This window comes from Planococcus sp. TJ-301, from assembly GCF_058268475.1.
On the sequence record NZ_JBZDOH010000005.1, the window covers coordinates 35,818 to 60,200 of the forward strand.

Sequence of the window (24,383 nt, forward strand, 5' to 3'; positions counted from 1 at the left end):
TGATGAAAATCGGCATTATCATCCATTCCATGACCGGACATACATTTAATGTAGCGGAGGAACTGAGCCAAAAGCTGATGGACAAAGGGCATACGGTGGAATTGAAAAAGGTGGTGCCGGTGGAAGAACAGCCGAAAAATGCAAAAAACGGGCAGCTGAAGGAAATTCCGCCGGTCGAGCCTTACGAGCTAGTCGTATTCGGGGCACCGGTCTACGGCATGGCGGTATCCCCCACGATGCGCCTGTATTTGGAACAGCTTCCTGATCTGGGTGACAAAATGGTGGCTCTCTTCGTTACCCAATCTTTCCCGTTTCCATTTATGGGGGGCAGCCGCTCCATTGGACAGATGAAGAAAATCTGCGAATCGAAAGGTGCTGACGTCTATGAGACAGGCGTCATCAACTGGTCCCGCAATACGCGGCAGGCAAAAATTGAAGACATGATCGACCGATTTTGCGACTTTTCCGATCGGCCTCTTAAGGCAAGGGCTGGCAAATAAGGCGGACTGAAAACTTTTGTTTTATTTCTGCAGTCGAAAGGTTTTAAGACCGTGTGTTCGAGGTAAAGAAAAGAGAATAAATTGCTAAGGAGAGAACGGCCATTATGGAACACATACCAGAATCGAAATTCGAAGATAAACGTTCGATCATCATCGATCATTTAGTTGAACAGAATGTATTTAAAATAGAGGGAAGACAACTATACGAATTGTCTCTGTATGAATTGATGAAAAGCTATACTGAGGAAATATAAGCCGGGCCAACCCGGCTTTTTTCAATGACGGGAATTTGGAGAATGGAATCAGCTGTACATCCGTATATGGGAGGGAACCTGATGCATCACAAAAAATTGGAACAATACCGGCTGGAACAACTGGATGACAAAACGATTGCAGAACTTCAGCAGGAAATGGCTGAAGGGAAGCTGACTTCAGAAGAACTTGTTTTAATGTACAAAGAGAATATTTCACTGTCGGGTGAAAGCATCAATGCCGTGCTGGAACTCAATCCCGAAGCTGTGCAGATTGCGCAGGCGCTGGATTTTGAACGCCTGCATAAAGGCGTACGTTCACCGCTGCACGGCATTCCGGTTTTGCTGAAGGACAATATGGGCACGGACGACATGATGCATACAAGCGCAGGTTCGCTGGCATTGAAAGACCATTACGCACTGTGCGATGCCAAAGTTGTCGAAAAGCTGCGCAGTGCAGGCGCCATAATCATCGGCAAGACGAACATGACGGAATGGGCGAACTTCATGACGGATAAAATGGAGAACGGCTTTAGTTCGCGCGGTGGGCAAGTGAAAAATCCTTATGGCGCTTTCGATGTTGGCGGTTCCAGTTCTGGTTCTGCGGCAGCGGTCGCAGCCAATTTAGCCGCTGCAGCAATTGGCACAGAAACGTCAGGGTCCATTATTGATCCGGCTGCCCGGAATAGCTTGGTTGGCATCAAACCGACGGTCGGAATGATCAGCAGAAGCGGCATCATTCCGATATCATTGACACAGGACACTGCTGGACCTCTTGCACGCACCGTCGAGGACGCAGTTACGGTCTTCGCCCAATTGATCGGGCGTGATCCTGAAGATGCCGTTACGGCATTCGCTGAACCATTCGAATCTTACGATTGGAAGAAGCATTTCAATAAAGATGGGTTGGCGGGAACCAAACTGGGTGTGCCGAGAAATCTTTTTCTAGACAAGCTGTCCTCTGAAGAGTTGGAGTTGTTCAATGCATCACTTGATAGGCTGCGGCAATGCGGGGCACAAATCATCGACGATGTCGATTTAGGGGTCACGCAGGAAGATCTCGGATTTGCGGTGCTGCTGCATGAATTCAAAGCGGGCATCAACCATTATTTAGCGAAGACCGACCGTGAAAATCCAATCCGTTCGTTGGATGATGCCATCGCATTCAATCTCGCGCATGCAGCGGAAACATTGAAATTCGGGCAAAACCTTTTTGAACAAGCCGCCGGCACGAGCGGCAAATTAACAGAGCGTGAATACTTGGAAACCTTAGAGCGGAACCGGTTTTTGGCTGGCAAGCAAGGCATCAGCGCCACGTTAAAAAAAACAGGAGCAGATGCCCTCATTTTGCCGAAAGACTATGGCTGCAACATCGGGGCTGCGGCAGGATTTCCGTCCATTACCGTACCGTTCAGCTACAGCCGTGAAAACGAACCGTTCAATATTACATTTACAGGCAAAGCTTTTAGCGAACCTGAGCTGATCGAATACGCCTATGCGTTTGAGCAAGCCGTTCAGGGGCGCAGAAAACCATAAATGAAAAGGACAGAGCAAAAGCCGAATTCATGGCTCTTGTTCTGTCCTTTTTTGTGTTTATAGCTTTGCGAGCTGTTTCCATACCTGTTCAAGCATAGCCAGCAATTCAGCTTCATGTCCGCTTTTGTTGGCGACAGTGCCAAGAACGCTTTCAATCAACACTTTGCGTGGCTTGTCCGACTGCAATTCGCTGCCCAGGAAAGCCACGAGCTGCGCCGTATTATCATCATCAGCCGCTGACTTGCTATAGCTCTCGAGCTGGGCTCCGAGTTCATTTGGCGACAGGTTTTCAGCATGTTTTTTCGGATACAGCCCGGTTTCCCGGATAAAGCGGTCGCCTGAAGCGATTTGATGGGCCATGGTCACTTCTAAACGCCGCACGACGAATGAAGCGAGTTCATCAGTCGGCAGCACCTCGTGCGATGTCACTTTCCATAGATGGAAAAGCTGCTGGATCGAACCGTGGAGTGCTGCCGCATTGTCAAGTGCATACGGTTTCGCTCTCTTGCCGAAGACGTCGACAATCCGGGAAGCAATCCAATCAAGCTCCTTCAAATAAGTGAGCTTGGAAAATTCCTTTAGTTCCTGATCCTGTGAGTAAAAAATGCTTTCATAGAGTGAAAAGAGATTTTTTTCCTGATTCAATTTGATGCGGATGCTCAATTGATCAGCAAGGACCTGTGGATCGTTTGCAGGCCGGCCGGCAGCCGCAGCCATCCGCAATTGGCTCAGTTCGCTGCCGATTGATTCCATGATGGCGATGAGGCATTGTGTTTTGGAAGTGAAGTAATTATAAAATGTGCCTTTTGAGACGCCAGCTTCGTCGAGGATATCCTGGATCGACGAAGCGTTGTAGCCTTTATTGATAAAAAGGGTGTAAGCGGCGTTGATGATGTTCTGTTTTTTTGGATTCATTTTTTATTCACCTTTGTACTTTCTTTATCTATAAGTTGAACTAAAAAAGTAAATTTTTATGTACCGCTTCGGCCGCTTTGTGCAGAACAAAGAAGATTGCTCCTGCGCAAGCTCGTCGCTAAGGAGTTGCCGAAAGTTACTGGCACCTCCTTGGCTCTCGCCATTAGCCGAGGAGACCACTCGTCTCATTGCTAAGAACTTTCTGCTTCTTCATCGCTGCGCTAGCTTCAAGACATTAAAGTGCGTTGCAGTGCTACGCACTTCGTCGCAAAGGTATTTTCCCGATTCTTGGATCAATACCTTCGCAGCTGTTTTGCGGAATATCGAAGATTATAAACTACTACTTCAACTTAACTTCAGCTTTATCATAGCTTGAAAACCTTTCCAAATCAATTTTTTAGACTGCTAGTCTATTTTAGTTGATAAAATTATACTGTCGGTATAAAATGGTGGAATGAAGCATTGGAGAATTAAAATAAAGCTGAAATTTACGGAGGAATTAGTAGAATGACAGAACAGAAAAAACCGCCTTATGGCATAATAGCCATCCTTTTTACCGGAGCATTTGTGGCTATCTTCACCCAAACCTTATTGAATGTCGCCCTGCCTTCCATTATGGTGGATTTGAATATTGAAGATGCATCTACAGTACAATGGCTGGTCACCGGTTATATGCTAGTGAACGGCATCTTGATACCTGCTAGCGCATATTTCATCCAGCGCTATTCAAACCGCGCTATATTCATCGTAGCGATGTCTTTGTTTTCTATAGGAACATTGATTGCGGCATTGTCGCCAACATTCGGCGTTTTGCTTACTGGCCGGATGATCCAGGCGTCGGGATCGGCTTTAATGATGCCGCTTTTAATGAATGTAATGCTAGCTGCTTTTCCAGTTGAAAAAAGAGGGTCAGCGATGGGATTCTTCGGATTGGTCATGGTTGTGGCACCGGCAATCGGTCCGACGCTTTCCGGCTTTATCGTGGAACATTATTCGTGGCGTGTACTTTTTTGGATCGTCTTGCCGATTGCTTTGATTTCTCTAGCGCTCGGCACAGTGAAACTGAAAAACCTGACATTCCAAGACCGCGAAATCACGCTGGATAAAGCATCTGTGATTTTATCCAGCATCGGATTCGGCGGCGTTTTATACGGCTTCAGTTCGGCCGGCTCGATGGGATGGCAAACCCCGGCAGTCTATGGAACGATTTCAGTAGGGCTGTTGGCACTGGCAATCTTTATCTGGCGCCAGCTGAAACTGGACAAACCTTTGCTGCAAGTACGCATCTATAAATATCCAATGTTCGCGTTGTCTTCCGTTATATCAATTGCACTGGCGATGTCGATGTTTTCCGGCATGATTTTGATGCCGATCTATGTCCAGACCATCAAAGGGATATCACCAATTGAGTCCGGCCTGCTGATGCTGCCAGGGGCTTTGCTGATGGGGATCATGTCGCCGATCACCGGACGGCTATTCGACCGCTTCGGCGCAAAAGTATTAGCGGTTCCTGGGCTGGCGATTGTCGTCATCACAACGTTCCTTTTCAGTCAATTATCGATGGAAACAAGCTTTCTGCAAATCATGGCAATTTATACGTTTCGCATGTTCGGAATTTCAATGGTCATGATGCCCGTTATGACGAACGGGCTCAATACACTGCCGATCAAGTCCTATCCGCACGGCACTGCCATCAATAATACATTGCAGCAGGTATCAGGTGCCATTGGATCCGCGTTCCTTATCACGTTGATGAATATGCGGACCGAATCGGTGGCGCAGGAATTGGCGGCTAGCGGGACAGCGCCTGAGGGCATTATGAATTCAGCGCTTCTTGAAGGGATCAACTACGCATTTGAAATATCGACGTTCATCGCAATAGCCGCATTATTATTGGCGCTGTTTATCAAAAAACCGGTCCGCCCAGTCGAAGAAGCGGAAAAAGAAGAAGTTTACAAGCGCACAGAAGTTGCGGAATCACAATGAAATACCTGGGCTGCCTTCTTTTTTTGGAGGCAGCTTTTTCGTTTGAAAAAGGCGTAGCGGCGCCGGATATGTTACACTAGAGGCATCGAAGAGAAGGTGGAATAGGACATGAATTTTATAGAACAGTTAAGCCCGATTTGGCAAGAAAAATGGAAAAAAGCAGGATATGAAACGGCGATGCCGATCCAGGAACAGATGATTCCGGAAATGCTCGCAGGAAATGACATCGTCGCGGAATCTCCAACAGGCACAGGAAAAACATTGGCTTATTTATTGCCGATCCTGCAACGCATTAACCCTGAAAAGCCCTCAATCCAAGCCATGATTATCGCCCCGTCACAGGAGTTGTCGATGCAAATCGTCAATGTGGTGCGCGAATGGACTGAAGGCACGGATATTACAGTTACTCAATTGATTGGCGGAGCAAATATGCAGCGCCAGCTGGAAAAACTGAAGAAAAAGCCATCGATAGTTGTCGGTACGCCAGGGCGTTTGAACGAATTGGTCAAAAACAAGAAATTGAAAATGCATGAAATCCGCATGCTCGTGCTTGATGAAGGCGATCAGCTGATGGCGCGTGAACACCGCAATATCATGAAAGACTTGATTGAAAAAACACAGCATGGCCGCCAGCTCGTGTTGGTATCAGCAACGATCACTGAAGAAGTGGAGCTCGTAGCTGACCGTATGATGCAGCATCCGACACGCCTCAAGGTGAAAGCCGAAGATATGCCGATGCAAGGCAAAGTGACGCATTCGTTCATCAAAGTGGACGAACGGGAAAAAACCGAAATGCTGCGCAAGATTTCCAATCTTGAAAACGTCAAAGCGTTGGCGTTCGTCAATAACTTGGACCAATTGCTTATGAAAGAAAACAAATTGAAATACCGCGATGCGAAAATCGTGGCGCTGCATTCGGAAATGAAAAAAGATGAGCGTAAAAATGCGCTTGACCAATTCCGCAAGGGTGAAGTATCTGTGTTGATTGCAACAGAGGTGGCTGCACGCGGCCTTGATATCGATCAAGTGACACATGTCATTCACGTTGACGTACCGCAGACGATCCAGCAATACCAACACCGTTCCGGCAGAACCGGCCGCGCCGGAGCAGATGGGGAAGTCCTCACGCTGCTTGCTTATGCAGATGAACGCCATTATAAAAAATTTACCAAAGAGCTACCGTCAAAACCGGTCCAGAAGATCCTTCACGGAGGCCGTCTGATAGAAGGAAGCAGCAAAACAATTTCTGAAAAGGGGAGTAAAAGATGACTTTCCAACAAAATCTGGAGCAGTATGCTGAACTGACTGTCCAAGTCGGCTTGAATGTTCAAAAAGGCCAGCTCGTCATGATCAATACGACGATTGATACGGTCGAATTCACGCGGCTAGTAGTGGCGAAAGCATATGAAGCGGGTGCGAAGCGCGTCCATGTTAATTACACAGATCCGCTTCAGACAAGAATCCATTTCGAAATGGCTCCAGACGAAGCGTTCAATGAATATCCGCACTGGTCCGTCATGCAGCGCGATGAAATTATCGATACTGGGGGATCGTTCTTGTGGATAGATGCTGAAGACCCGGATTTGCTGACAGGCATTCCGGCCAAGCGGCTATCCGATTCACAGAAATCCGCAGGCAAAGCATTAGAGCGCTACCGCCAAGCGGTGGGGACGGATAAGATTGCCTGGTCGATCGTTGCCATCCCGTCCAAAGGTTGGGCGAAGAAAGTTTTTCCGGAACTTGATGAGGAAAGACAACAAGAGGCTTTATGGGAAGCGATTTTCAAAACAGTGCGGATTGGCGAAAGCGATGCTGTGGACCAATGGAAACAGCATATCGGTTTGCTTGAAGAGCGTGCTTCGCAATTAAATAGCAAAAAGTTCAGCAAGCTGCATTACCGGGCACCTGGCACAGATTTGACGATTGCGTTGCCGGACAAACATATATGGATGACGGGCGCTGCAAAAACACCGCAGGGCAATCCGTTCATTGCCAATATGCCGACGGAGGAAGTTTATACTGTGCCGTTGAAATACGGAGTCGAAGGTGTGGTTACGAATACAAAACCCCTGGTTTACCAAGGCAATATCATCGACGGTTTCACGCTTGAATTCGCCAAAGGGAAAATTGTCAAAGCGACAGCGGAGCAAGGACAGGAATTATTGGACGAAATGATCTGTTCGGACGAGGGATCGGCATATCTTGGCGAAGTGGCTTTGGTGCCGCATCATTCACCGATTTCTGATTCAGGCATCTTGTTTTTTAATACATTGTTTGATGAAAATGCTTCGAACCATTTGGCGATCGGCGATTCCTACCCGACATGTTTCGAAGGGGCGCGTGACTTAGAACGGACCCAACTCCAATCGATCGGGTTGAACACGTCAATCGTCCATGAGGACTTTATGATCGGCAGCGCTGAGATGGATATTGACGGACTCTATGAAGATGGTACGAGCGAACCGGTTTTCCGTAATGGAAACTGGGCATTTTAAGAGGTGGATAATGTGAAGAAGAGCTTGATGATAATGCTGGTATTTATGTTATGGGTGAGCGGCGCCGCAACTTCACACGCGGCAGTCCGTACCCCTGCAAAATATGTAGCAATTGGCGACTCCTTAGCAGCAGGCCAAACTCCGAATTCTGCAATTGATGCAGGCTATTCAGACATGATTGCAAAAGAATTGGCGCGGCAGCAACCCGTCGCTTTTTATACGAAAGAATTAGCTTTTCCGGGTTTTACGACTCATGATGTTCTTGACCGGGTAACTTCCGAAGAAGCCCAAGATGTATTGAAGAATGCTAACATCATTACGGTATCAGCAGGCGCAAATGACCTGCTCAGGCTGGTGTCGGCTGACCCTGCGGAAGGGTCATTATCGTTCGGGCAGATCCAAGTGGACTTTGCGTTGAATGGCGCACGAGCGAATTTGGAAAAAATTCTTGCAGAGCTCGAACAGCGCGCTCCGGATGCGGACGTCTATGTAATGGGCTATTATTTTGCCTATCCGCATGCCCGGGACTCCCAGAAGGCGGGGACTGCTTTGCAGCTCGACCGGCTTAATGAAATCCTGGAAACAACCGCGCAAAAAAATGGAGCGCTGTTTGTCCCTGTGGCTGATGGATTCGGCAAAGATGGAGTCGACCAAGTTCCAAACGCAGCGGATGTACACCCGAATTTAAGCGGCTACCAGACAATGGCAAACGCCTTTTTCGATGTCTACCAAAAAGGGTGGACAGTGGAAGACTGGGAAGTGCCTGCCGCGGCTCCGGTTTCTTTTGAAGAAATCCAGGCTCAGCAAGATGAAGAGTCTTCTGGTGAATTGGAAGGAAGCTCAGCGGCCGTGAATCCGTCCCGGCACAATGCCGCCGGACTATTGGCGCTAAAAGAAGCCATCCCTTATAGTTAAAGAGGAAAAAGAGCTGCAGCGAGAATCGCTGCAGCTCTTTTTATCTTATCGTTTTGATTGTGGTGTTTTATATTGGCCCGCGTTGCTGGCTTTTTTTTTGTTCATAGCTTTGCGGATAATCGGGTAAGCGATGGGTGCAAATTTTATCGCAGTTTTCAATAAACGTCCTAATGCCATTTAAATCTCTCCTGTCATGAGTAAGTTAGTATAGTATTCCCAAAAGGTGTCTGCTTTAAACATATACAGGTGATAGGGCGAGGGCCAACAAGATGTCTTTGTACTGATGGACGCTTTGGACTTCTACATATTCCGCGTTGCCATGCCAGTCATCTCCGGTCGGACCGAACTCGATTGCCCCTTCGCCGCCATTGACCTCCGCATAATAGCGGGTGTCAGCTGCGCCGTGCTGCCCAAACAACACAGGGGTCTCGCCTGTTGTATCTGAAATCGCTTTTTCCAGGGACTGGATGGAGCGGTTTTCTTTTGTGGTCGTCAATGCCGGCGTCGAGCCACTAGCTTTATATTCCATGTCTAGATTGAGCCGCTCTGCCAATTCTTTCATTTGGCGGACGATTTCCTCTTTGTCCTGGCCCGGCATGAAACGGATATCGTAGGACATTTCACAGATTTCCGGCACAACGTTATAACGGTCGCCGGCTTTGATAATCGGGAGATTTACTGACGGCTGCTCGTAATATTCCGTCGACTCTTTGCGGAACGGCAGGTCGGACATTCCTGCATGGAATTTCATCGCGGATTCAATGGCATTGATTCCTTCCCAAGGACGGCTGCCATGCGCTGGTTTGCCTTTGAACGTCAGATCCATGCGCAGAATCCCTTTTGACTGCAGCCCGATTTTCAATCCAGTAGGTTCGCCGCAAATGACAAAGTCTCCGGTATAGCCTTGTTCAACGAGCCATTTCGACGTGTTGCGCCCACCGATTTCTTCATCTGTAACAATATGAAGCTGCACGATCCGGTTCAATTTAGAGGCGTCCAATTCGACGAATGCCTGCATCATGGCGGCGACTCCCGCTTTCATGTCCGCAGACCCACGTCCGTAAATGCGTCCGGCTTTTTCAATAGGCACATATTGTTCCGGATGCCCCGGCACAACATCGACGTGGCCATTCCAGATGAGGGTTTCCGTGCCTTGGCCTTTGATGGCTGTCAACATCTTATAGCCGTTGTTATCGTGGACCTTTACGTCCTGGCCATTCTTCTCGAGCCATCCCGCACAATATTCGAGCGCTTCATTTGCCCCTTCTTTCGTATCGCTTTGGATCTTAATCAGTTCTTTCAAAAGCTCGATCATAATATTTTCAGCAGCAGTTGTTCCTGCTGCCTCCACCACCTTTCTTGAATTTCTCGCTATATACCTGTTACCCTGCTGACGCTGCTTGAAACAGGTTTGCATTCAAGAATGCGCTTGTGTACAATACAAGTGTAAGATAATAATTGTATACACCACAAGGGGAGCTATTTGCTGAGAGTGAACGTTCTGTTCTTACCCTTTGAACCTGTAAGTTAACACTTGCGCAGGGATGTGGATGGAAACCTGCCCTTACGCGGCGCCAGGATCTATCCTGGCGCCGCTTTTATATGGTTTTGATTCGCGGCCCTTCTGGTGATGTGCACAACACATAAGGAGGAAGCTATGAGAAATTTACGAGTGATTTTAATGATGGAAATCGCGATTTTCGGTGCGTTGGGCTTTGTGCTCGACTTTATCGCGTTCAAAATGCCGCAAGGGGGCTCTGTCAGCCTGGTGATGATTCCAATCGTCCTGATGGCTTTCCGCAGAGGCGTCCTTGCTGGTGTATTGACGGGCGTGCTGGTCGGGCTGCTGCAAATAGTGACGGGTACGGTCTCCGTGACGCCGCTGTCTTTCGGCTATGTCGTGCTGCAGGTCATCCTGGATTACCTGGCGGCTTATGGCGTCGTTGGCTTGGCAGGAATTATGCGCGGAAGATATTTGAGAGCGGCTGAAAAAAAACGCACTGGACAGATGGTGTCAGCTATCATAGCCGGAGTGCTGCTCGGCTCGTTATTGCGATATGCCATGCATGTGGTGACAGGCATCTTGTTCTTCGGCATGTTTGCGGAAGGCAATGTGCTTGTCTATTCAGCAGTCTATAACGCGACTTATATGATTCCAGTATTCCTGTTGGCAGCATTTGTCTGTTCGGCGCTGTTCGCTGCCGCTCCGAAACTGGTACACGCAAATCAATAATAAAAGGGGGGACTATTGTTGTGATAGTCCTCTTTTCTTATGGTATAATTTTTCATAGACAATTTGAAAGAAGGGTTATTCAATGATTGCTACTACTGAACAAGATATAGAAATGCTGAAAAAAGCCGGCCGTATGGTAGCCGAAATACGCGAGGCGATGAAGGCGGCGACAAAACCAGGAGTGACGACGAAAGAAATCGACGAACTGGGCGGCCGCCTGTTCGACGAACTAGGCGGCGTGTCCGGCCCGAAATCGGAATATGATTTCCCGGGATTCACGTGCATCAGCGTCAACGAGGAAGTTGCCCACGGCATTCCTGGCAGCCGCGTCATCAAAGAAGGCGATATGGTCAACATCGACGTATCGGGTTCTTTGGAAGGTTATTTTTCCGACACAGGCATCTCTTTTGTGGTGGGCGAAGGCCACGCTGAAAAAGAGAAACTGTGCGAAGTGGCTGCGTCCGCATTTGATTTTGCGATGACGAAAGTCAAGGCCGGCGCGAAGCTGAACCAGATCGGCAAAGCGGTCGAGCGCGAAGCGAAGCAGCAGGGCCTATTCGTCATCAAGAACCTGACAGGGCACGGCATAGGAAAATCGCTTCATGAAGCTCCTCAGCATATCTTGAATTATTACGACGCGTGGGAAAAAACCATCCTGAAAGAAGGTATGGTCCTGGCAGTGGAGCCGTTCATTTCACAGAAAGCCGAACACATTATCGAATCAGGGGATGGCTGGACTTTCATCACGCCTGACCAGTCGTTGGTGGCGCAGATTGAACACACTGTACTGGTGACAAAAGGCGAGCCGATTTTGCTCACTAAATTAGACTGAATGCCAAAAACGCACCGGATTTTATCCCGGTGCGTTTTTCTATGATTAAAAAGTAAAAAATCCTGGGTTTCAAATAAATCTAAGAAAGATATTCCGCAATACAGCCCCGCGGGAGTCGGAGGTGTTTTGCTCCATATCTTGAGATTTGCTGGAAACTTCAGCGAGCATATCTTTCATGTTTTTTGATAAAAGAAATGATTCTCTATTAAGAAATACCTTTGAATGAAGCGGAAGGCGGCGAGGGTAAACATACTGCTCCTGCATCGCTTCGCTAGCTTCGAGACATGAAAGTGCGCTGAAGCGAAATGAAAAGGCGTCAGAGAATTTTTAATAACTTCTAAATGAATCGAATCCACAAAAACAAAACCCGCACGGAATAAATTCCATACGGGTTTGTGATGCTTGTTCTTATCAAGCCCTTGTTAATGGCCGTTTTTTGATCAATAAGATACCTGTGAAAATGACGCCGCTCAGAAACAGCGAAGCCGTCGTCACTAGGAGTTCATCGGTGCCATGTTTTACAGCGATGCCGATGAATGCCCAGATGAAAACCGAAGCATAAGGAATGTCGTAATGGTGGAAGCGTATATGGAGCGCGAGAGCGGTTCCGACTGTCAGCATGATGACAACCCATAGCTGGTCGCTGAGGCCCCAGCCGCCCCAATTATAGTAAGTGAGCACGTAGCTGACGTTGGCGATGGTGGCGACGCTGATCCAGCCCAAATTGATGGATATCGGCAGGCGCCCGGTCCATGACCGGTCCTCGTTGCTGTACTGCAGATACAGCGCAATGAGTGAAATCAGGTAGCCGATCATTACAACAATCGTCCACGCGAAAAACTCATAATGCCAGAGCAGCAGCCAAATGATGTTAAAGGCGGCGCTTAATGTGAAAAATAATGTGACTTTATATGAAGGCAGCTCGCCCTTTTTCCAGCGCACCCAAAAACCGATGATCCAGGCAGCCAGCAAGATGTAAATAACGGACCAAATGGAAAATACATAGCCGGCAGGCGTAAACAGGACGGGCAGCCGATTGGAAATATCTCCGGTGTTCTGTCCATTCAGCGGCAGAATATTCGCCAAGGCATTAAGTATGACGACAGCTAAGAATGCCAGTGTCATCAGCAATATTCGAACCATAAGAGATCCCTCCTCTCACATAAGTATAACTGCCTGCGTTTCGTACAACAAACGGAATTTCCAAAAAAATCAATAAAACAAGTGCTTTGTGAAATCTTCGGACACTTTTTCGCACAAATTTCCAGTGGGTTCTACTTGAACAGATCCTTTGCCAACTGAATAATAATGGTATACTAATAAGTGTTTTTAGAAAATTTAGTTTACCAGGGGGAAAAATGATGACGGTGAAATTTCCAGAAGTCTGGGATTTGGATGTGCTTTTTCCGGACGGCAGCGATTCAGCGGAATTGCGATCACATATCAACGAAGCAGAAGCGGAATTAAAGCGATTTGAAACTACGGCAAAGCAATTCGAAGTGCCTTCTTCAGCAGCAGAGGCAGGGCGGATTGCTGCATTATTAGATGATGTGAAATCACTCATGCAGCAGCTCCGCCAATCGGGCGCTTTTATCGGCTGTCTGATGGCACAGAATACTGAAGATAAAAAAGCGGCCATCCTGCAGAGTGAGTCTGCGGCATTGTCGGCGCAGTTCCAATCCGCGTTGCAGAAAATTCAAAAAGAATTGACGAAAACAGAAGCAAGCGTCTGGACGCAGCTGCTGGAAACAGAAGAGCTTCATGAATTCAGCTTCGTCTTGAACGAGTGGCTGGAAGAAGCGAATATGCTGCTTTCCGAAAAAGAGGAGAACCTCATCACGGCGCTGAGCATAGACGGCTACCACGGCTGGAGCCAATTATACGACATGCTCGTGGGTGACATCAAAATTACGATGACAGTCGATGGACAAGAGAAAATCTTGTCGGTTGGCCAAGCCAATAATCTGAGTTCCCACCAAAATCCGGCTGTGCGCCAAGAATCGTATGACAAACTCGAACAGGCATGGACGGAAAAAGAAGACTTTTTTGCGAAAGCATTGAATTCAATTGCCGGTTTCCGTCTGGAAGTTTATAAAAAGAGAGGCTGGGACAATGTCCTTCAAGAGCCGCTTCATATGAACCGCATGAAGCAAGAGACGCTGGATGCGATGTGGGGAGCGATTGCAGATCACAAGCAGCCATTCGTCGAATACTTAGACCGAAAAGCCGAACTGCTCGGCAAAGATGGGCTTGACTGGTACGACGTTGATGCGCCGGTAACGGCCAGTACGCACCAATTCACATATCAGGAAGGCGCAGATTTCATTCTAGAGCATTTTGGAAATTTCGGTCCTGAACTGCAAAAGTTCGCTTTAAAAGCGTTTGAACAGGGGTGGATCGAAGCGGAAGACCGCCCGAACAAACGGCCAGGCGGATTTTGTACCGGACTGCCAATGACTGAAGAGTCTCGAATCTTCATGACCTACAGCGGTTCGATGTCAAACGTGGCTACGCTTGCCCATGAACTGGGACACGCTTTCCATACACACGCGCTCCGGCCAGTGCACCCGTTAAACCGTTCTTACGCAATGAACGTCGCTGAGACGGCTTCAACGTTTGCTGAGATGATTGTCGCGGACGCGGCTGTTAAAAATGCACAGTCAAAAGAAGAAAAAATCGCTTTGCTGGAAGATAAAGTCCAGCGCAGTGTCGCGTTTTTCATGAACATCCATTCCAGATTCTTGTTTGAAACGCGCTTTTATGAAGAACGCAAAAAAGGCGTTGTTCCAGCGAGCCGATTGAATAGCTTGATGGAAGAAGCGCAAAAAGAAGGGTTTGCCGGCGGATTAAAATCGACCCATCCGCATTTCTGGGCATCGAAGCTGCATTTCTATATTACGTATGTGCCGTTCTATAACTTTCCGTACACGTTCGGCTATTTGTTCTCGTTGAGCATTTATGCAAAAGCGCTGGATGAAGGAGCGGATTTCGAAGAGAAATATATGGCATTGCTCCGGGATACGGCAATTATGACCGCTGAAGACCTGGCGTTGAAACACCTTGGCGAGGATATTACGCAGCCGGCATTCTGGGAAAAAGGGATTGCCCTGTGCGTGAAGGACGCTGAGGATTTCAACGCTCTGACTTCATCTGTGGATTGATATGAAGCTGACATTCGAGGGACGCACTTGTTATATCCGGACCTTGGCAGTAGAAGACGCGGATGAAATTGTTCAGTTGCTGTTGCGCAACCGTGAATACTGGGCAATTTACGAACCGCGCCATCCGGACAGCTATTTCACAGCCATGGCGCAGCGTGAGAAAATCCGGGAATCCATTTACCAGTCACGGGAAAACCGGGAGTACAGTTTTGGTATTTTTGAATTGTCGACCAATAAAATGGTTGGCCACATTTCCATCTACGGCATTAAGCGGTTGCCGTTCCTGAGTGCCCTCGTCGGATACTCGATTGACGAGGCCACAACGGGCAAAGGCATCGCTACTGAAGCGGTCGGGCTTGTGCTGACATTCGGCTTTGAAGAGTTGCGGCTTCATCGTATTGAGGCGTACGTCTCGCCGCGGAATGCTGGATCGGTGCGAGTACTTGAAAAATCACGTTTTCAGCGCGAAGGCCTGCTTAAAGAATTTTTGTATATCAATGGCGAATGGGAAGACCATTACCAATATGCTTTGCTCGAAAGGGAGTTTTGAAAGGGCAAGGCCGCCTATAAAAAGTGGCGGAATGCACTTGCCCGCTGGTTCTGGCCATAGACAATACGAAAGGGAGGGTTCGACATGGATCGAAACAAACTTTTTGCCTATCACCAATGGGCGACCGCCGAATGCCTGAAGCATGTTCATTCATTCGAGGAAGATCTTTATGCACGGCCAGGGGCGAATTCATTCGCTTCGATAGAAGAGACGACAAAGCATGTCATCGGCGTCGAAAAACTTTGGCTGCAGCGAATGATGGGGATTCCGAAGCCGGCTTTCGAGAATTTTGATGTCTCAACTGTGGAAAAAGCCATTGAGGCTTTCAGCCTGCTGCACGCTGAAATGGATTTGTATTTTGCATCTCTCAATGAAGAACAATGGCAAGAGACGCTCGACTTCCGGAACATGCGCGGTATGGATTTCAGCAATACCCGGGAAGAGATGCTGTTCACGGTCATTAATCACGCTTCATACCATCGCGGGCAAGTGACTTCCTTTCTGCGCCAGTTCGGCCACAGTGGGATCCCACTTGATTATATTTATTTTAAAAAATAAACTGGCTGCAAAAAACCGCTAAGGGAACTTCCCTTAGCGGTTTTTTGATTTGAAAAACTAATGCAGTTTATTTTTTATTGCCGTCTACAATCAAGTCCAATTTGCCGGTGGTTGGGTCGATCACCAGACCGTGGACCGGGACAGCGCTATCCATTAACGGATGGTTCGTAACCATCTGGACACTGTGGCGAACGCTTTCTGTCACATCGTCAAAGCCCTGGAACCATTCTTCAAGGTCCACTCCGGAATACTTCATCATTTCAATGGTCTTTTCATCAATGCCCCGCGCTTTCATCTTGCTTAAAATCGACTGTGGATCGATTGCGGACATACCGCAATCGTAATGTCCGATAATATAGATTTCGTCTGCATTCAATTCATAAACTGCTACAAACAGGCTGCGCATGATTCCGCCGAAAGGGTGGTTGATAACAGCTCCAGCACTTTTTACGATTTTCACATCGCCATTTTTTAAGTTCATGGCTTTCGGCAGCATTTCAAATAGCCGGGTATCCATGCAAGTCAAAATGACGATTTTCTTATCAGGAAATTTTGTGGTGATGTATTGTTCATATTCTTTCTTCTCTACGAACTCCTGATTGTATTCCAAAATCTTTTCAAGCATCGACATGGTATATTCCTCCTTAAAGCTCTTTTCTCTAGTTTAGAACAAACGGCAATAAAAAACGACTGAAACTATGCTGGAAAAGTAAAAAAAATTAGGCTAAAAATTTAATATACCAATTGAAACAGTAAGTTATGCTGAACTTTCAAATTATCGAAATAGATAAAAAACCCGGAAGCTGAAAGCCTCCGGGCAGCGTTTAGATTAACGTGAAATTTTTTCGAGTTTGCTGAGCATAACAAGCGAACGGCCAGTGCCGATTGCAACAGACTCAAGCGGTTGTGGTGCAATGTGGACAGGAACAGAAATTTCTTGTGACAGCCATTGCTGCATGCCTTTCAGCAATGCACCGCCGCCTGAAATAACGACGCCTTGGTCGACGATATCGCCGGATAATTCAGCCGGGCAGTTTTCAAGGGTGGCACGGATGCATTCAAGAATTGATAGAAGCGATTCTTTCAATGTTTCCTGAATTTCAGTTGAAGTCAGCGTAACCACTTTCGGAAGGCCAGTCATAATATCACGTCCACGGATTTCCATGGTTTCTGATTTATGGGGAACGAGGGCATAGCCGATTTCTTTTTTGACATTCTCAGCAGTGCGTTCGCCGATCAACACGTTATAATGCTTGCGGACATACTGGATAATGTCTTCGTCCATGCGATCGCCGGCAACTTTTACTGTATTAGCAGATACGACACCACCGAAAGAAATGATGCCGACTTCTGTTGTGCCGCCGCCGATATCGACGATGACGCTGGCAATTGGCTCGCTGACTGGAAGGTCAGCGCCGATTGCTGCTGCTACCGGTTCTTCAATCAAGTGAACGGTTTTCGCGCCGCTTTGTTTAACTGCATCATGTATAGCTCGGCGTTCTACCGAAGTAGCGCCGCATGGCGTACAAACCATTACATTCGGTTTGCGGAAAGAAGTGCCCATTTGTTTAGCCGCTTTTTGCATAACCATTTTCAATAATTCAGTAGTGACATCGAAATCTGCAATAACGCCATCTTTCAACGGGCGTACTACACGAATCGAACCTGGTGTTTTACCAATCATGGCTTTTGCATCTTCGCCAATTGCGATAACGCGGCCAGTCTTTGTATCTAAAGCAACCACTGAAGGTTCATTTAAAATTATACCTTTTGATTTTGTGTATACTAAAATATTCGCTGTTCCTAAGTCAATTCCAATATCTGTTGAAGAAAACATACCTAAACTCCTCCTAATAATAAACAAGTACTATTTTGCATTTTACCATGTAAAAAATCCAGTAAAAAGAACGAAACAGAAAATGATACATAAGAAAGGTCTTATGTTGGAAAAGAAGCCATTTTATAGGGTATAAAGGCATGCAATGTAATGCTTATGTAAAGTAATTGATGTCGAAATGTAATAAATAAATTATATCAAAACAATAAAAAAATGCTTGTTTAATATGAAAGCTTAAAAAATTAACTATTTAAACTGATATTCCACAAAACAGCTATGTGGGTATTGACCCAAGCGTTGGGGGAAATGCCTTTGCAACAAAGTGTGGAGCATCGTAATGGAGTTTTGTCTCGAAGCTAGCGCAGCGATGCAACGGTTTTTCATGTCTCGAAGCTAGCGCAGCGATGCAGAGACAGAGACAGCGACAAGGGACAGGAGCAGCGCTTTTTCTAGCGACGAGGAGACTGAAGCTAGGCCCGTGGAAAGTGTCCACCTGAAGCGAACTGCACAATAAAAAGGGTTTTCATTAAAATAAAAAACACCACTTTCCAAGTAAGAAAGCGGTGTTTTTTATTAATATTTTTTTTCTGGAAGTGGATCAACGTGCTCTGCATCATGAGTATGAAGCTCTTTGCGCAAAAAGTACATCAAAGTGAAAAAGAACAAGAAGATTACAACCATAAACCCGAGGGTTACTGTAACGCCATATAACATAGTGATAACTCCTCTCTAAACTGTCATTATCAATATTTAGTATACATGATAAGCAAAGAAAAATTAAGTGTCGAATTAGCGATACTTAAAAAGCCCAGTTGCCGCCGCGGAAAACAGGCTCGCGCGTGCCGTCTTCAAGAATGCCGTCGATGTCCATTTCCTCAGAACCGACCATAAAGTCGACGTGCGTGATGCTTTGGTTCAAGCCGTGCGCCGTTAATTCATCCGGTGACATTGTTTTGCCGCCTTCAAGGCAGAATGCGTAGGCGCTGCCGATGGCAAAATGATTGGAGGCATTTTCATCGAATAATGTGTTATAGAACAAAATGTTCGAATCGGAAATCGGTGAATGGTGGGGCACAAGTGCCACTTCGCCTAAATGATGCGAACCTTCATCGGTTGCTACTAATTCCTTCAAAACTTCTTCGCCTTCGGCAGCTGTGACTTCAACGATGCGGCCGTCTTTAAATGTGATTTTGAAATCGTCGATGATATTGCCGCCATAGCTCAATGGTTTTGTGCTGGACACAAAGCCGTTGACGCCTGTTTTTTCAGGAACGGAAAAGACTTCTTCGGTCGGCATGTTAGCCATGAACTTATCGCCTTTTTCATTGATCGAGCCGGCCCCACACCATAGATGGCCTTTTGGAAGTGCTACTTCAAGGTCGGTTTTCGGTGAAGTATAATGCAATTTCGCGTATTTTTTACTGTTCAAGTAATCCACTTTAGTGTGAAGCAATTCATCGTGCTTGATCCATTCTTCCACAGGATTGTCGCGGTCAGCTCGCACTGCTTTAAAGATAGCATCCCATAAAGCATCGACTTGCTGCTCTTCTGGCAAATCGGAAAAGACCTTGGCAGCCCATGCTTTCGAAGGGGCGGCAACAACGGTCCAGCTGATTTTATCTGATTGTACATATTGGCGGTATTTGTTCAAAGCCGTACCCGTCGCTTTTTGGTTAGCTGCGATGCGCTTTGAATCGATGCCTTTCAATAGGTCCGGGCTTTGGGAAACGATGCTCATGAAAGCAGCGCCTCTTTCCGCAAGAATTTCACGCTCCTGCACTTTCCAGGCAGGGTAATCAGAAAATGAATCTTCCGGCGCCAATTCAAAGCGTACCCGTGTGATTTCATCGTCAAGCCAGTCGACATAAACTTGTTTAGCACCAGCTTCGTATGCTTTTTTTGTAACTACGCGGACAAATGGAGCTGCGTCCAATGCTGCAACTATGTATAATTCTTGATTTTTTTGGATGTTAACCCCTACATTTACTGCGAGTTCTGCGTAACGTGTCAGTTTCTGTTCAAATGATGTCAATTAGATCTCCCCCTTCATCCTTATCATTTTAGCAATTTTCAGATTGCCCTGGCAATGTTTTGGCAATAAAAGGACGAAATAAATAACTTGCAAAATAAATTATAAAAGTTTATATTATAAACAAATGTTTAATTAGGAGGTGGAATTGTGAACAGGAAGGAAATCGAAGTGCTGGAATTGATCCGGAAAAACCCATATTTATCCCAACAGGAAATGGCGGAGCAGTTGAGAGTTTCGAGGCCGACAGTGGCAAATCTGATTTCCGGATTGATCAAGCAAAGGAAGATCGCCGGACGTGCGTACATTCTGCCCGAAGAAGATACAGTAATCTGCATCGGGGGCGCGAACGTAGACCGTAAATTTCGCTTGGAGCATGCGGCGCAGATGGGTACTTCTAACCCGGCTAGCGTAAGCCGCAGCATTGGCGGTGTAGCGCGCAATATCGCTGAGAACCTTGGGCGCCTCGGCCATTCAGTGAAGCTCATGTCAATCGCAGGAAATGATCCGGAGTGGAACATGATAGAAGAAGCATCCAAATCATTTATGAACACCGAATTGACGAAATTGGACGACACTTTGTCGACGGGCACCTATACGGCAGTGCTGGAGCCCGGCGGTGAAATGGTTTTCGCCATGGCTGACATGGCAATTTATGATGCCATGACGCCCCAATACATCCGTCGCAGCGAACCAGACCTGTTATCGGCTAGTTTTATTGTCGCGGATTTGAATTGTCCGGCTGAAACACTTAAGGAAATCCATAAGCTGGCAAAGTCAAAGAGAATCCCTTTTGCTGTTATTCCGGTATCAGAACCGAAAATGAACCGCATGGGCAAAGATTTGATTGGCGTTACGTGGCTGATTTTGAACCGCGGAGAAGCTGGCCGCTTTTTGGGCAGTGATATTACAATAAAAGAGCAATGGGGGCAAGCAGCTGAAGAGCTGATGCGTCTAGGAGCTGAACATGTCGTGATCACTGGCGGCAAAGATGGCGTCATTGCTGGGGCAGGCGGCACTGTCCGCCATTATGCAGCACACCCAGTACTCGATATTGTAGAAGTGACGGGAGCTGGCGATGCATTTTCCAGCGGCATCATTCACAGTTACCTGGCTGGCCAGCCATTTGACAGCAACATTGAAGCAGGGCTTGCCAATGCGGCAAAAACCCTGCAAAGCGCATTGACCGTGCGCAGCGATTTATCCGCTGAACAATTACAGCGAGAACTGGAGGAACTAACATGACAAAATTAGTAGACATGATTTCTTATTCAACTGAGGTAAAACAAGCAATGGACAATAAGCAAGCGGTGGTGGCACTCGAATCGACGATTATTTCTCACGGCATGCCGTATCCTCAAAACGTTGAGACAGCACGCATCGTAGAAGCGATTATCCGAGATAACGGCGCAGTGCCTGCAACAATCGCTATCATGGACGGAAAAATCAAAATCGGTTTATCTGATGACGAATTGGAACTTTTAGGAAATAGCCCGGATGTAGCAAAAGTATCGCGCCGCGACATCGGGCAATTGATTGCTACGAAAAAATTGGGTGCTACTACAGTAGCGGCAACAATGATTTGTGCAGAACTGGCAGGCATCCGCGTATTCGCGACTGGCGGAATTGGCGGAGTCCACCGTGGTGCTGAAACGACAATGGATATTTCAGCGGACCTTGAAGAATTGGCTTCGACTAGCGTAGCTGTTGTTTGCGCAGGTGCGAAATCGATCTTGGATATCGGGCTGACACTCGAATATTTAGAAACGAAAGGTGTTCCGGTCATCGGACACCAAACCCTTAAAATGCCCGCTTTCTACACACGCGACAGCGGATTTGACTTGACGTTCCGCGCAGACGATGTGGCAACGATGGCAAATGTCCTTCAAGCGCAATGGGACCTTGGGCTTGAAGGAGGAGCAGTTATTGCAAATCCGATTCCAAAAGAACATGCACTGGAAGAGTCTTTTATTACCGGCATCATTGAACAAGCAATGGCGGAAGCCAAGGCGCAAGGTGTAGCAGGCAAAGAAGTGACGCCGTTCCTGCTTGGCAAAGTGAAGGAATTGACGGGCGGCTCAAGCTTGGTCGCGAACATTGAATTGGTGAAATACAACGCCCAAGTCGGCGCGCAATTAGCTGTAGAACTAAATAGGCTATAGGAAGCGATTTACGGGAAGCCCTCCAAAAGAGGGCTTCTTTTTGCGTTATCCCGCCGTTTTTGTGTTTTCAGGGACTGGCATTACGGGTACAGAAAAACAAGGAGCTGAAATGCATGAAAACAGATGTATTTATCAGTGGCGGCGGAGTGGGAGGCTTAACACTTGCCCTGAAGCTGGTCCAACGGGGAGTGGATGTCGTAGTAGCTGAGCGGCTGACCAATAAGACCCCTGTATATAAAGGTGAATTATTGCAGCCGAAGAGCATGCAGATTTTCGACCGCCTTGGCCTGTTCGACGCAATCCATTCACGCGCCAATGAAATCAAAGTGCTCGATATGCTGGAATTGTCAAGTTCCCTGAAAGTAAGGGACCAGTCATATATGGATTACAGCGTGTTGCCTGGCAAATACGATTCGGCTTATATGATCCACCATGAAGAGTTGAAAAAAGTTCTGCGAGATGCCGCTTCTGCATATAAAAGTTTCCATTATTTCAGCGGCACCGCCTGCAAGGGGTTTACGGAAAATGCAGCGATTTTGCAAAAAGGTGATGACAAGTTTGAAGTCGAAGCCGATTATTTCATCGGCGCGGAAGGACGCACATCGGTAACGCGCAAAGATATGGGCATAGAAGTGAAGCAGACGCTTTATAACCATCATTTCCTGACAGTCACTTTTCCAAGGGCGGAAAACTTCAGGGATGGAAAGATCATCTCCACGTACAACCGATTTCTCGGTTTGTTTCCATTGCCTGATCAGCAAGTGCGCAGCGTTTACCTGATACCTGAAGGCGATTACCAGGAACTTAAAAAAAAGCCAATCAGTCATTTTCATAAACTTTATACGGACTTGGCGCCAGCCGTGGACGGTTACGTCCAGCAATTGAAAGACTGGAAGAAGATCCAGCTGATGATACCGGTAATGTACCACGCGCCTTCGTATGTAAAAGGCAATAAAGTGATTATCGGAGATGCCGCCCACGCGGTCCATCCGATGGCAGGGGAAGGCATGAATATGGCAATCCAAGATGCTGATGTCCTCGGAGAGCTATTGGCCGATATGATTGAACACGGCGAAGCTGCCGACAGTAATTTGGCTTGGTATGAAAAAGTTAGGTACCGGCGGGCTGAACATGTGATCCAGCTAAGCCACTTGGCTGCGCTTGCCTATTCATTTCCGTTCAAGACGGTGAGCTATTTCCGCCAAAAGACTTTTGAGCGGATGGAAGAAGATTCTGTACTCCACTTTAAGCAAATGCTGAATGTTTCCGGCCTTGGGATGTGGAAAGAGAATTTCCGCGATCGTTTTATCCAAGGTGGAATTATGCCAGTCCGAACCACTGATTTGAAGCCCGATATGAAAGAATTGAAATACTACACCAAGAATGATGATTTTCCGTGGAAAGTGGAGGGACTTAAATGATAGATGTGATGAAAATGTTTACAGCCAGAATGTATATGAAACGGAATGAGCCATTCTTATCGAGCTGGCACGCCTATGTCGGCTACGAACTGGATTTGTTCAAAGCTTTTGGGCGGCCGATGAGCAAATTCGATGTAGCGGATGCGCTGGACCTTGACGAAGATCTGCTAGAGCAATGGATCATGATCGGCTTGTCGATTGGCCATCTAAAAGAAGCGGGGAGAGGCCGCTACAAAATCGCGAATTCCTGGAAGTTGCCTAAGCCGAAAGGCGACAACTCGTCTGGCGTGCTGCTGAAAGAAATGATGGAATTGCATATTCCAACGCTGCTCCAGTACCCAGAAATGATGCGGGAGAAAAAGCGCAGCCATTTTGACGAAGAAAAGCATGCACCGACAGTCGCTGAAACAAGCAGGCTGCTGGAAGTCCTGGCAATGCCGAAAATGTCCAAAAAAATTCGGGACCATCAATTTAAACAAGTGCTGGATATCGGCTGCGGAGAAGCAGGCTATATCAAGAAACTTGCCAAACGTTTTCCTAACACCCATTTCACGGGAATCGAAATCAGTCCGGCAGTTGCAGAGAAAGCTGAGCATCTGACCCAAGAGGATGCCAATATCGAAATCGTCAATGCAGACCTATGGCATTATCTTCCGGAGCGGCAATACGATATGGTGATGCTGAATAACGTCATCCATTACATCGATCTGGAAAAACGCGAGGCGCTATTTAATGAATTGGCAAGTTGGCTTCATGAAGGCGGGATTTTCTCGGTTGTAACCCCAATCGCCGGCAGCGTTGACGATCCACCGTTTGCCAACGTCTTCAACAGCTTTTTTTCGTCTTTCGATAACCTGTACCGCTTGCCTACACGTGAGGAGCTTGCAGAGTGGGGAGAAGAAGCTGGCCTTAAGCTTCTTGGCATCCACACAGTCATCAAAGAAGGCGGCTGGTACATTGTCCAGTATTCAAAATGAAAAATCCCTTGCTTTCCAAGTAGTT

At 47.1% G+C, this 24,383-nt stretch carries 23 protein-coding genes and 1 riboswitch; of the genes, 16 read left to right on the forward strand and 7 right to left on the reverse strand.

What is annotated here, in order from left to right; genetic code table 11:
• The first annotated feature begins 2 nt into the window (after positions 1 to 2).
• The 3 genes from AC4EHJ_RS15970 (at position 3) to AC4EHJ_RS15980 (ending at position 2,287) form a co-directional block, all read left to right on the forward strand.
• Positions 3 to 500, forward strand: coding sequence for a flavodoxin family protein (locus AC4EHJ_RS15970; RefSeq protein ID WP_490976598.1), 498 nt, complete (start codon positions 3 to 5; stop codon positions 498 to 500).
• Between the two features lie 104 nt (positions 501 to 604).
• On the forward strand, positions 605 to 754 hold the full coding sequence (locus tag AC4EHJ_RS15975; protein WP_490976599.1) for a Fur-regulated basic protein FbpA: 150 nt from the start codon (positions 605 to 607) through the stop codon (positions 752 to 754).
• 81 nt (positions 755 to 835) lie between these two features.
• Positions 836 to 2,287: an amidase family protein gene (locus AC4EHJ_RS15980; protein ID WP_490976600.1), complete on the forward strand. Its 1,452-nt coding sequence runs from the start codon at positions 836 to 838 to the stop codon at positions 2,285 to 2,287.
• A 57-nt stretch (positions 2,288 to 2,344) separates the two neighbouring features.
• Here AC4EHJ_RS15980 and AC4EHJ_RS15985 read toward each other — a convergent pair whose 3' ends face one another.
• A complete protein-coding gene (locus AC4EHJ_RS15985) occupies positions 2,345 to 3,202 on the reverse strand; it encodes a TetR/AcrR family transcriptional regulator (protein ID WP_490976601.1) in 858 nt (285 codons plus the stop codon).
• A 507-nt stretch (positions 3,203 to 3,709) separates the two neighbouring features.
• Here AC4EHJ_RS15985 and AC4EHJ_RS15990 point away from each other — a divergent pair.
• From AC4EHJ_RS15990 to AC4EHJ_RS16005, 4 genes are all read left to right on the forward strand, one after another.
• A complete protein-coding gene (locus tag AC4EHJ_RS15990; RefSeq protein WP_490976602.1) occupies positions 3,710 to 5,188 on the forward strand; it encodes an MDR family MFS transporter in 1,479 nt (492 codons plus the stop codon).
• Between the two features lie 108 nt (positions 5,189 to 5,296).
• The gene (locus AC4EHJ_RS15995; protein WP_490976603.1) at positions 5,297 to 6,457 is read left to right on the forward strand and encodes a DEAD/DEAH box helicase; all 1,161 of its coding nucleotides are present in this window, start codon (positions 5,297 to 5,299) and stop codon (positions 6,455 to 6,457) included.
• Positions 6,454 to 7,683, forward strand: coding sequence for an aminopeptidase (locus tag AC4EHJ_RS16000; protein WP_490976604.1), 1,230 nt, complete (start codon positions 6,454 to 6,456; stop codon positions 7,681 to 7,683). The genes AC4EHJ_RS15995 and AC4EHJ_RS16000 overlap by 4 nt, the downstream gene beginning before the upstream one ends.
• Before the next feature lie 12 nt (positions 7,684 to 7,695).
• The gene (locus tag AC4EHJ_RS16005; protein WP_490976605.1) at positions 7,696 to 8,598 is read left to right on the forward strand and encodes an SGNH/GDSL hydrolase family protein; all 903 of its coding nucleotides are present in this window, start codon (positions 7,696 to 7,698) and stop codon (positions 8,596 to 8,598) included.
• A 45-nt stretch (positions 8,599 to 8,643) separates the two neighbouring features.
• Here the strand turns inward: AC4EHJ_RS16005 and AC4EHJ_RS16010 are convergent, their stop codons facing one another.
• Entirely contained in the window at positions 8,644 to 8,775 is a 132-nt protein-coding gene (locus tag AC4EHJ_RS16010; RefSeq protein ID WP_490976606.1) for a hypothetical protein, read from the reverse strand.
• 55 nt (positions 8,776 to 8,830) lie between these two features.
• Entirely contained in the window at positions 8,831 to 9,913 is a 1,083-nt protein-coding gene (locus AC4EHJ_RS16015) for a M20 family metallopeptidase (protein ID WP_490976648.1), read from the reverse strand.
• A 147-nt stretch (positions 9,914 to 10,060) separates the two neighbouring features.
• Positions 10,061 to 10,160, forward strand: a riboswitch (TPP riboswitch).
• Between the two features lie 95 nt (positions 10,161 to 10,255).
• On the opposite strand from AC4EHJ_RS16015, the gene thiT reads away from it, so the two are divergent.
• A complete protein-coding gene (gene thiT, locus AC4EHJ_RS16020) occupies positions 10,256 to 10,831 on the forward strand; it encodes an energy-coupled thiamine transporter ThiT (protein ID WP_490976607.1) in 576 nt (191 codons plus the stop codon).
• A gap of 82 nt (positions 10,832 to 10,913) precedes the next feature.
• The gene (gene map / locus AC4EHJ_RS16025; RefSeq protein WP_490976608.1) at positions 10,914 to 11,663 is read left to right on the forward strand and encodes a type I methionyl aminopeptidase; all 750 of its coding nucleotides are present in this window, start codon (positions 10,914 to 10,916) and stop codon (positions 11,661 to 11,663) included.
• Positions 11,664 to 12,074: 411 nt separating this feature from the next.
• Here map and AC4EHJ_RS16030 read toward each other — a convergent pair whose 3' ends face one another.
• Positions 12,075 to 12,806, reverse strand: a complete 732-nt coding sequence (locus AC4EHJ_RS16030) for a TspO/MBR family protein (protein ID WP_490976609.1) — start codon at positions 12,804 to 12,806, stop codon at positions 12,075 to 12,077.
• Positions 12,807 to 13,021: 215 nt separating this feature from the next.
• Here AC4EHJ_RS16030 and AC4EHJ_RS16035 point away from each other — a divergent pair, with 215 nt between their 5' ends.
• The 3 genes from AC4EHJ_RS16035 (at position 13,022) to AC4EHJ_RS16045 (ending at position 15,932) form a co-directional block, all read left to right on the forward strand.
• Positions 13,022 to 14,824 (forward strand): M3 family oligoendopeptidase, encoded by a 1,803-nt coding sequence (locus AC4EHJ_RS16035; protein ID WP_490976610.1) that lies wholly within the window; start codon positions 13,022 to 13,024, stop codon positions 14,822 to 14,824.
• Position 14,825: 1 nt separating this feature from the next.
• The gene (locus AC4EHJ_RS16040; RefSeq protein WP_490976611.1) at positions 14,826 to 15,374 is read left to right on the forward strand and encodes a GNAT family N-acetyltransferase; all 549 of its coding nucleotides are present in this window, start codon (positions 14,826 to 14,828) and stop codon (positions 15,372 to 15,374) included.
• Positions 15,375 to 15,458: 84 nt separating this feature from the next.
• Positions 15,459 to 15,932 carry a DinB family protein gene (locus AC4EHJ_RS16045; protein ID WP_490976612.1) on the forward strand — a complete coding sequence of 158 codons (474 nt, stop codon included), beginning with the start codon at positions 15,459 to 15,461 and terminating at the stop codon, positions 15,930 to 15,932.
• Positions 15,933 to 15,999: 67 nt separating this feature from the next.
• Here the strand turns inward: AC4EHJ_RS16045 and AC4EHJ_RS16050 are convergent, their stop codons facing one another.
• The 3 genes from AC4EHJ_RS16050 to AC4EHJ_RS16060 form a co-directional block, all read right to left on the reverse strand.
• The gene (locus tag AC4EHJ_RS16050) at positions 16,000 to 16,563 is read right to left on the reverse strand and encodes a beta-class carbonic anhydrase (RefSeq protein WP_490976613.1); all 564 of its coding nucleotides are present in this window, start codon (positions 16,561 to 16,563) and stop codon (positions 16,000 to 16,002) included.
• 198 nt (positions 16,564 to 16,761) lie between these two features.
• The gene (gene mreBH / locus AC4EHJ_RS16055) at positions 16,762 to 17,769 is read right to left on the reverse strand and encodes a rod-share determining protein MreBH (protein ID WP_490976614.1); all 1,008 of its coding nucleotides are present in this window, start codon (positions 17,767 to 17,769) and stop codon (positions 16,762 to 16,764) included.
• A gap of 799 nt (positions 17,770 to 18,568) precedes the next feature.
• Positions 18,569 to 19,801 carry an aminopeptidase gene (locus tag AC4EHJ_RS16060; RefSeq protein WP_490976615.1) on the reverse strand — a complete coding sequence of 411 codons (1,233 nt, stop codon included), beginning with the start codon at positions 19,799 to 19,801 and terminating at the stop codon, positions 18,569 to 18,571.
• 147 nt (positions 19,802 to 19,948) lie between these two features.
• Here AC4EHJ_RS16060 and AC4EHJ_RS16065 point away from each other — a divergent pair, with 147 nt between their 5' ends.
• The 4 genes from AC4EHJ_RS16065 to AC4EHJ_RS16080 all read left to right on the forward strand — a co-directional run bounded on the left by AC4EHJ_RS16065 (position 19,949) and on the right by AC4EHJ_RS16080 (position 24,358).
• Positions 19,949 to 21,043, forward strand: coding sequence for a carbohydrate kinase (locus AC4EHJ_RS16065; protein ID WP_490976616.1), 1,095 nt, complete (start codon positions 19,949 to 19,951; stop codon positions 21,041 to 21,043).
• Positions 21,040 to 21,960 (forward strand): pseudouridine-5'-phosphate glycosidase, encoded by a 921-nt coding sequence (locus AC4EHJ_RS16070; RefSeq protein WP_490976617.1) that lies wholly within the window; start codon positions 21,040 to 21,042, stop codon positions 21,958 to 21,960. The genes AC4EHJ_RS16065 and AC4EHJ_RS16070 overlap by 4 nt, the downstream gene beginning before the upstream one ends.
• A gap of 113 nt (positions 21,961 to 22,073) precedes the next feature.
• Complete coding sequence (locus tag AC4EHJ_RS16075) at positions 22,074 to 23,381, forward strand: FAD-dependent oxidoreductase (protein WP_490976618.1); 1,308 nt, start codon at positions 22,074 to 22,076, stop codon at positions 23,379 to 23,381.
• Entirely contained in the window at positions 23,378 to 24,358 is a 981-nt protein-coding gene (locus tag AC4EHJ_RS16080; protein ID WP_490976619.1) for a class I SAM-dependent methyltransferase, read from the forward strand. The genes AC4EHJ_RS16075 and AC4EHJ_RS16080 overlap by 4 nt, the downstream gene beginning before the upstream one ends.
• The last annotated feature ends 25 nt before the right edge of the window (positions 24,359 to 24,383 follow it).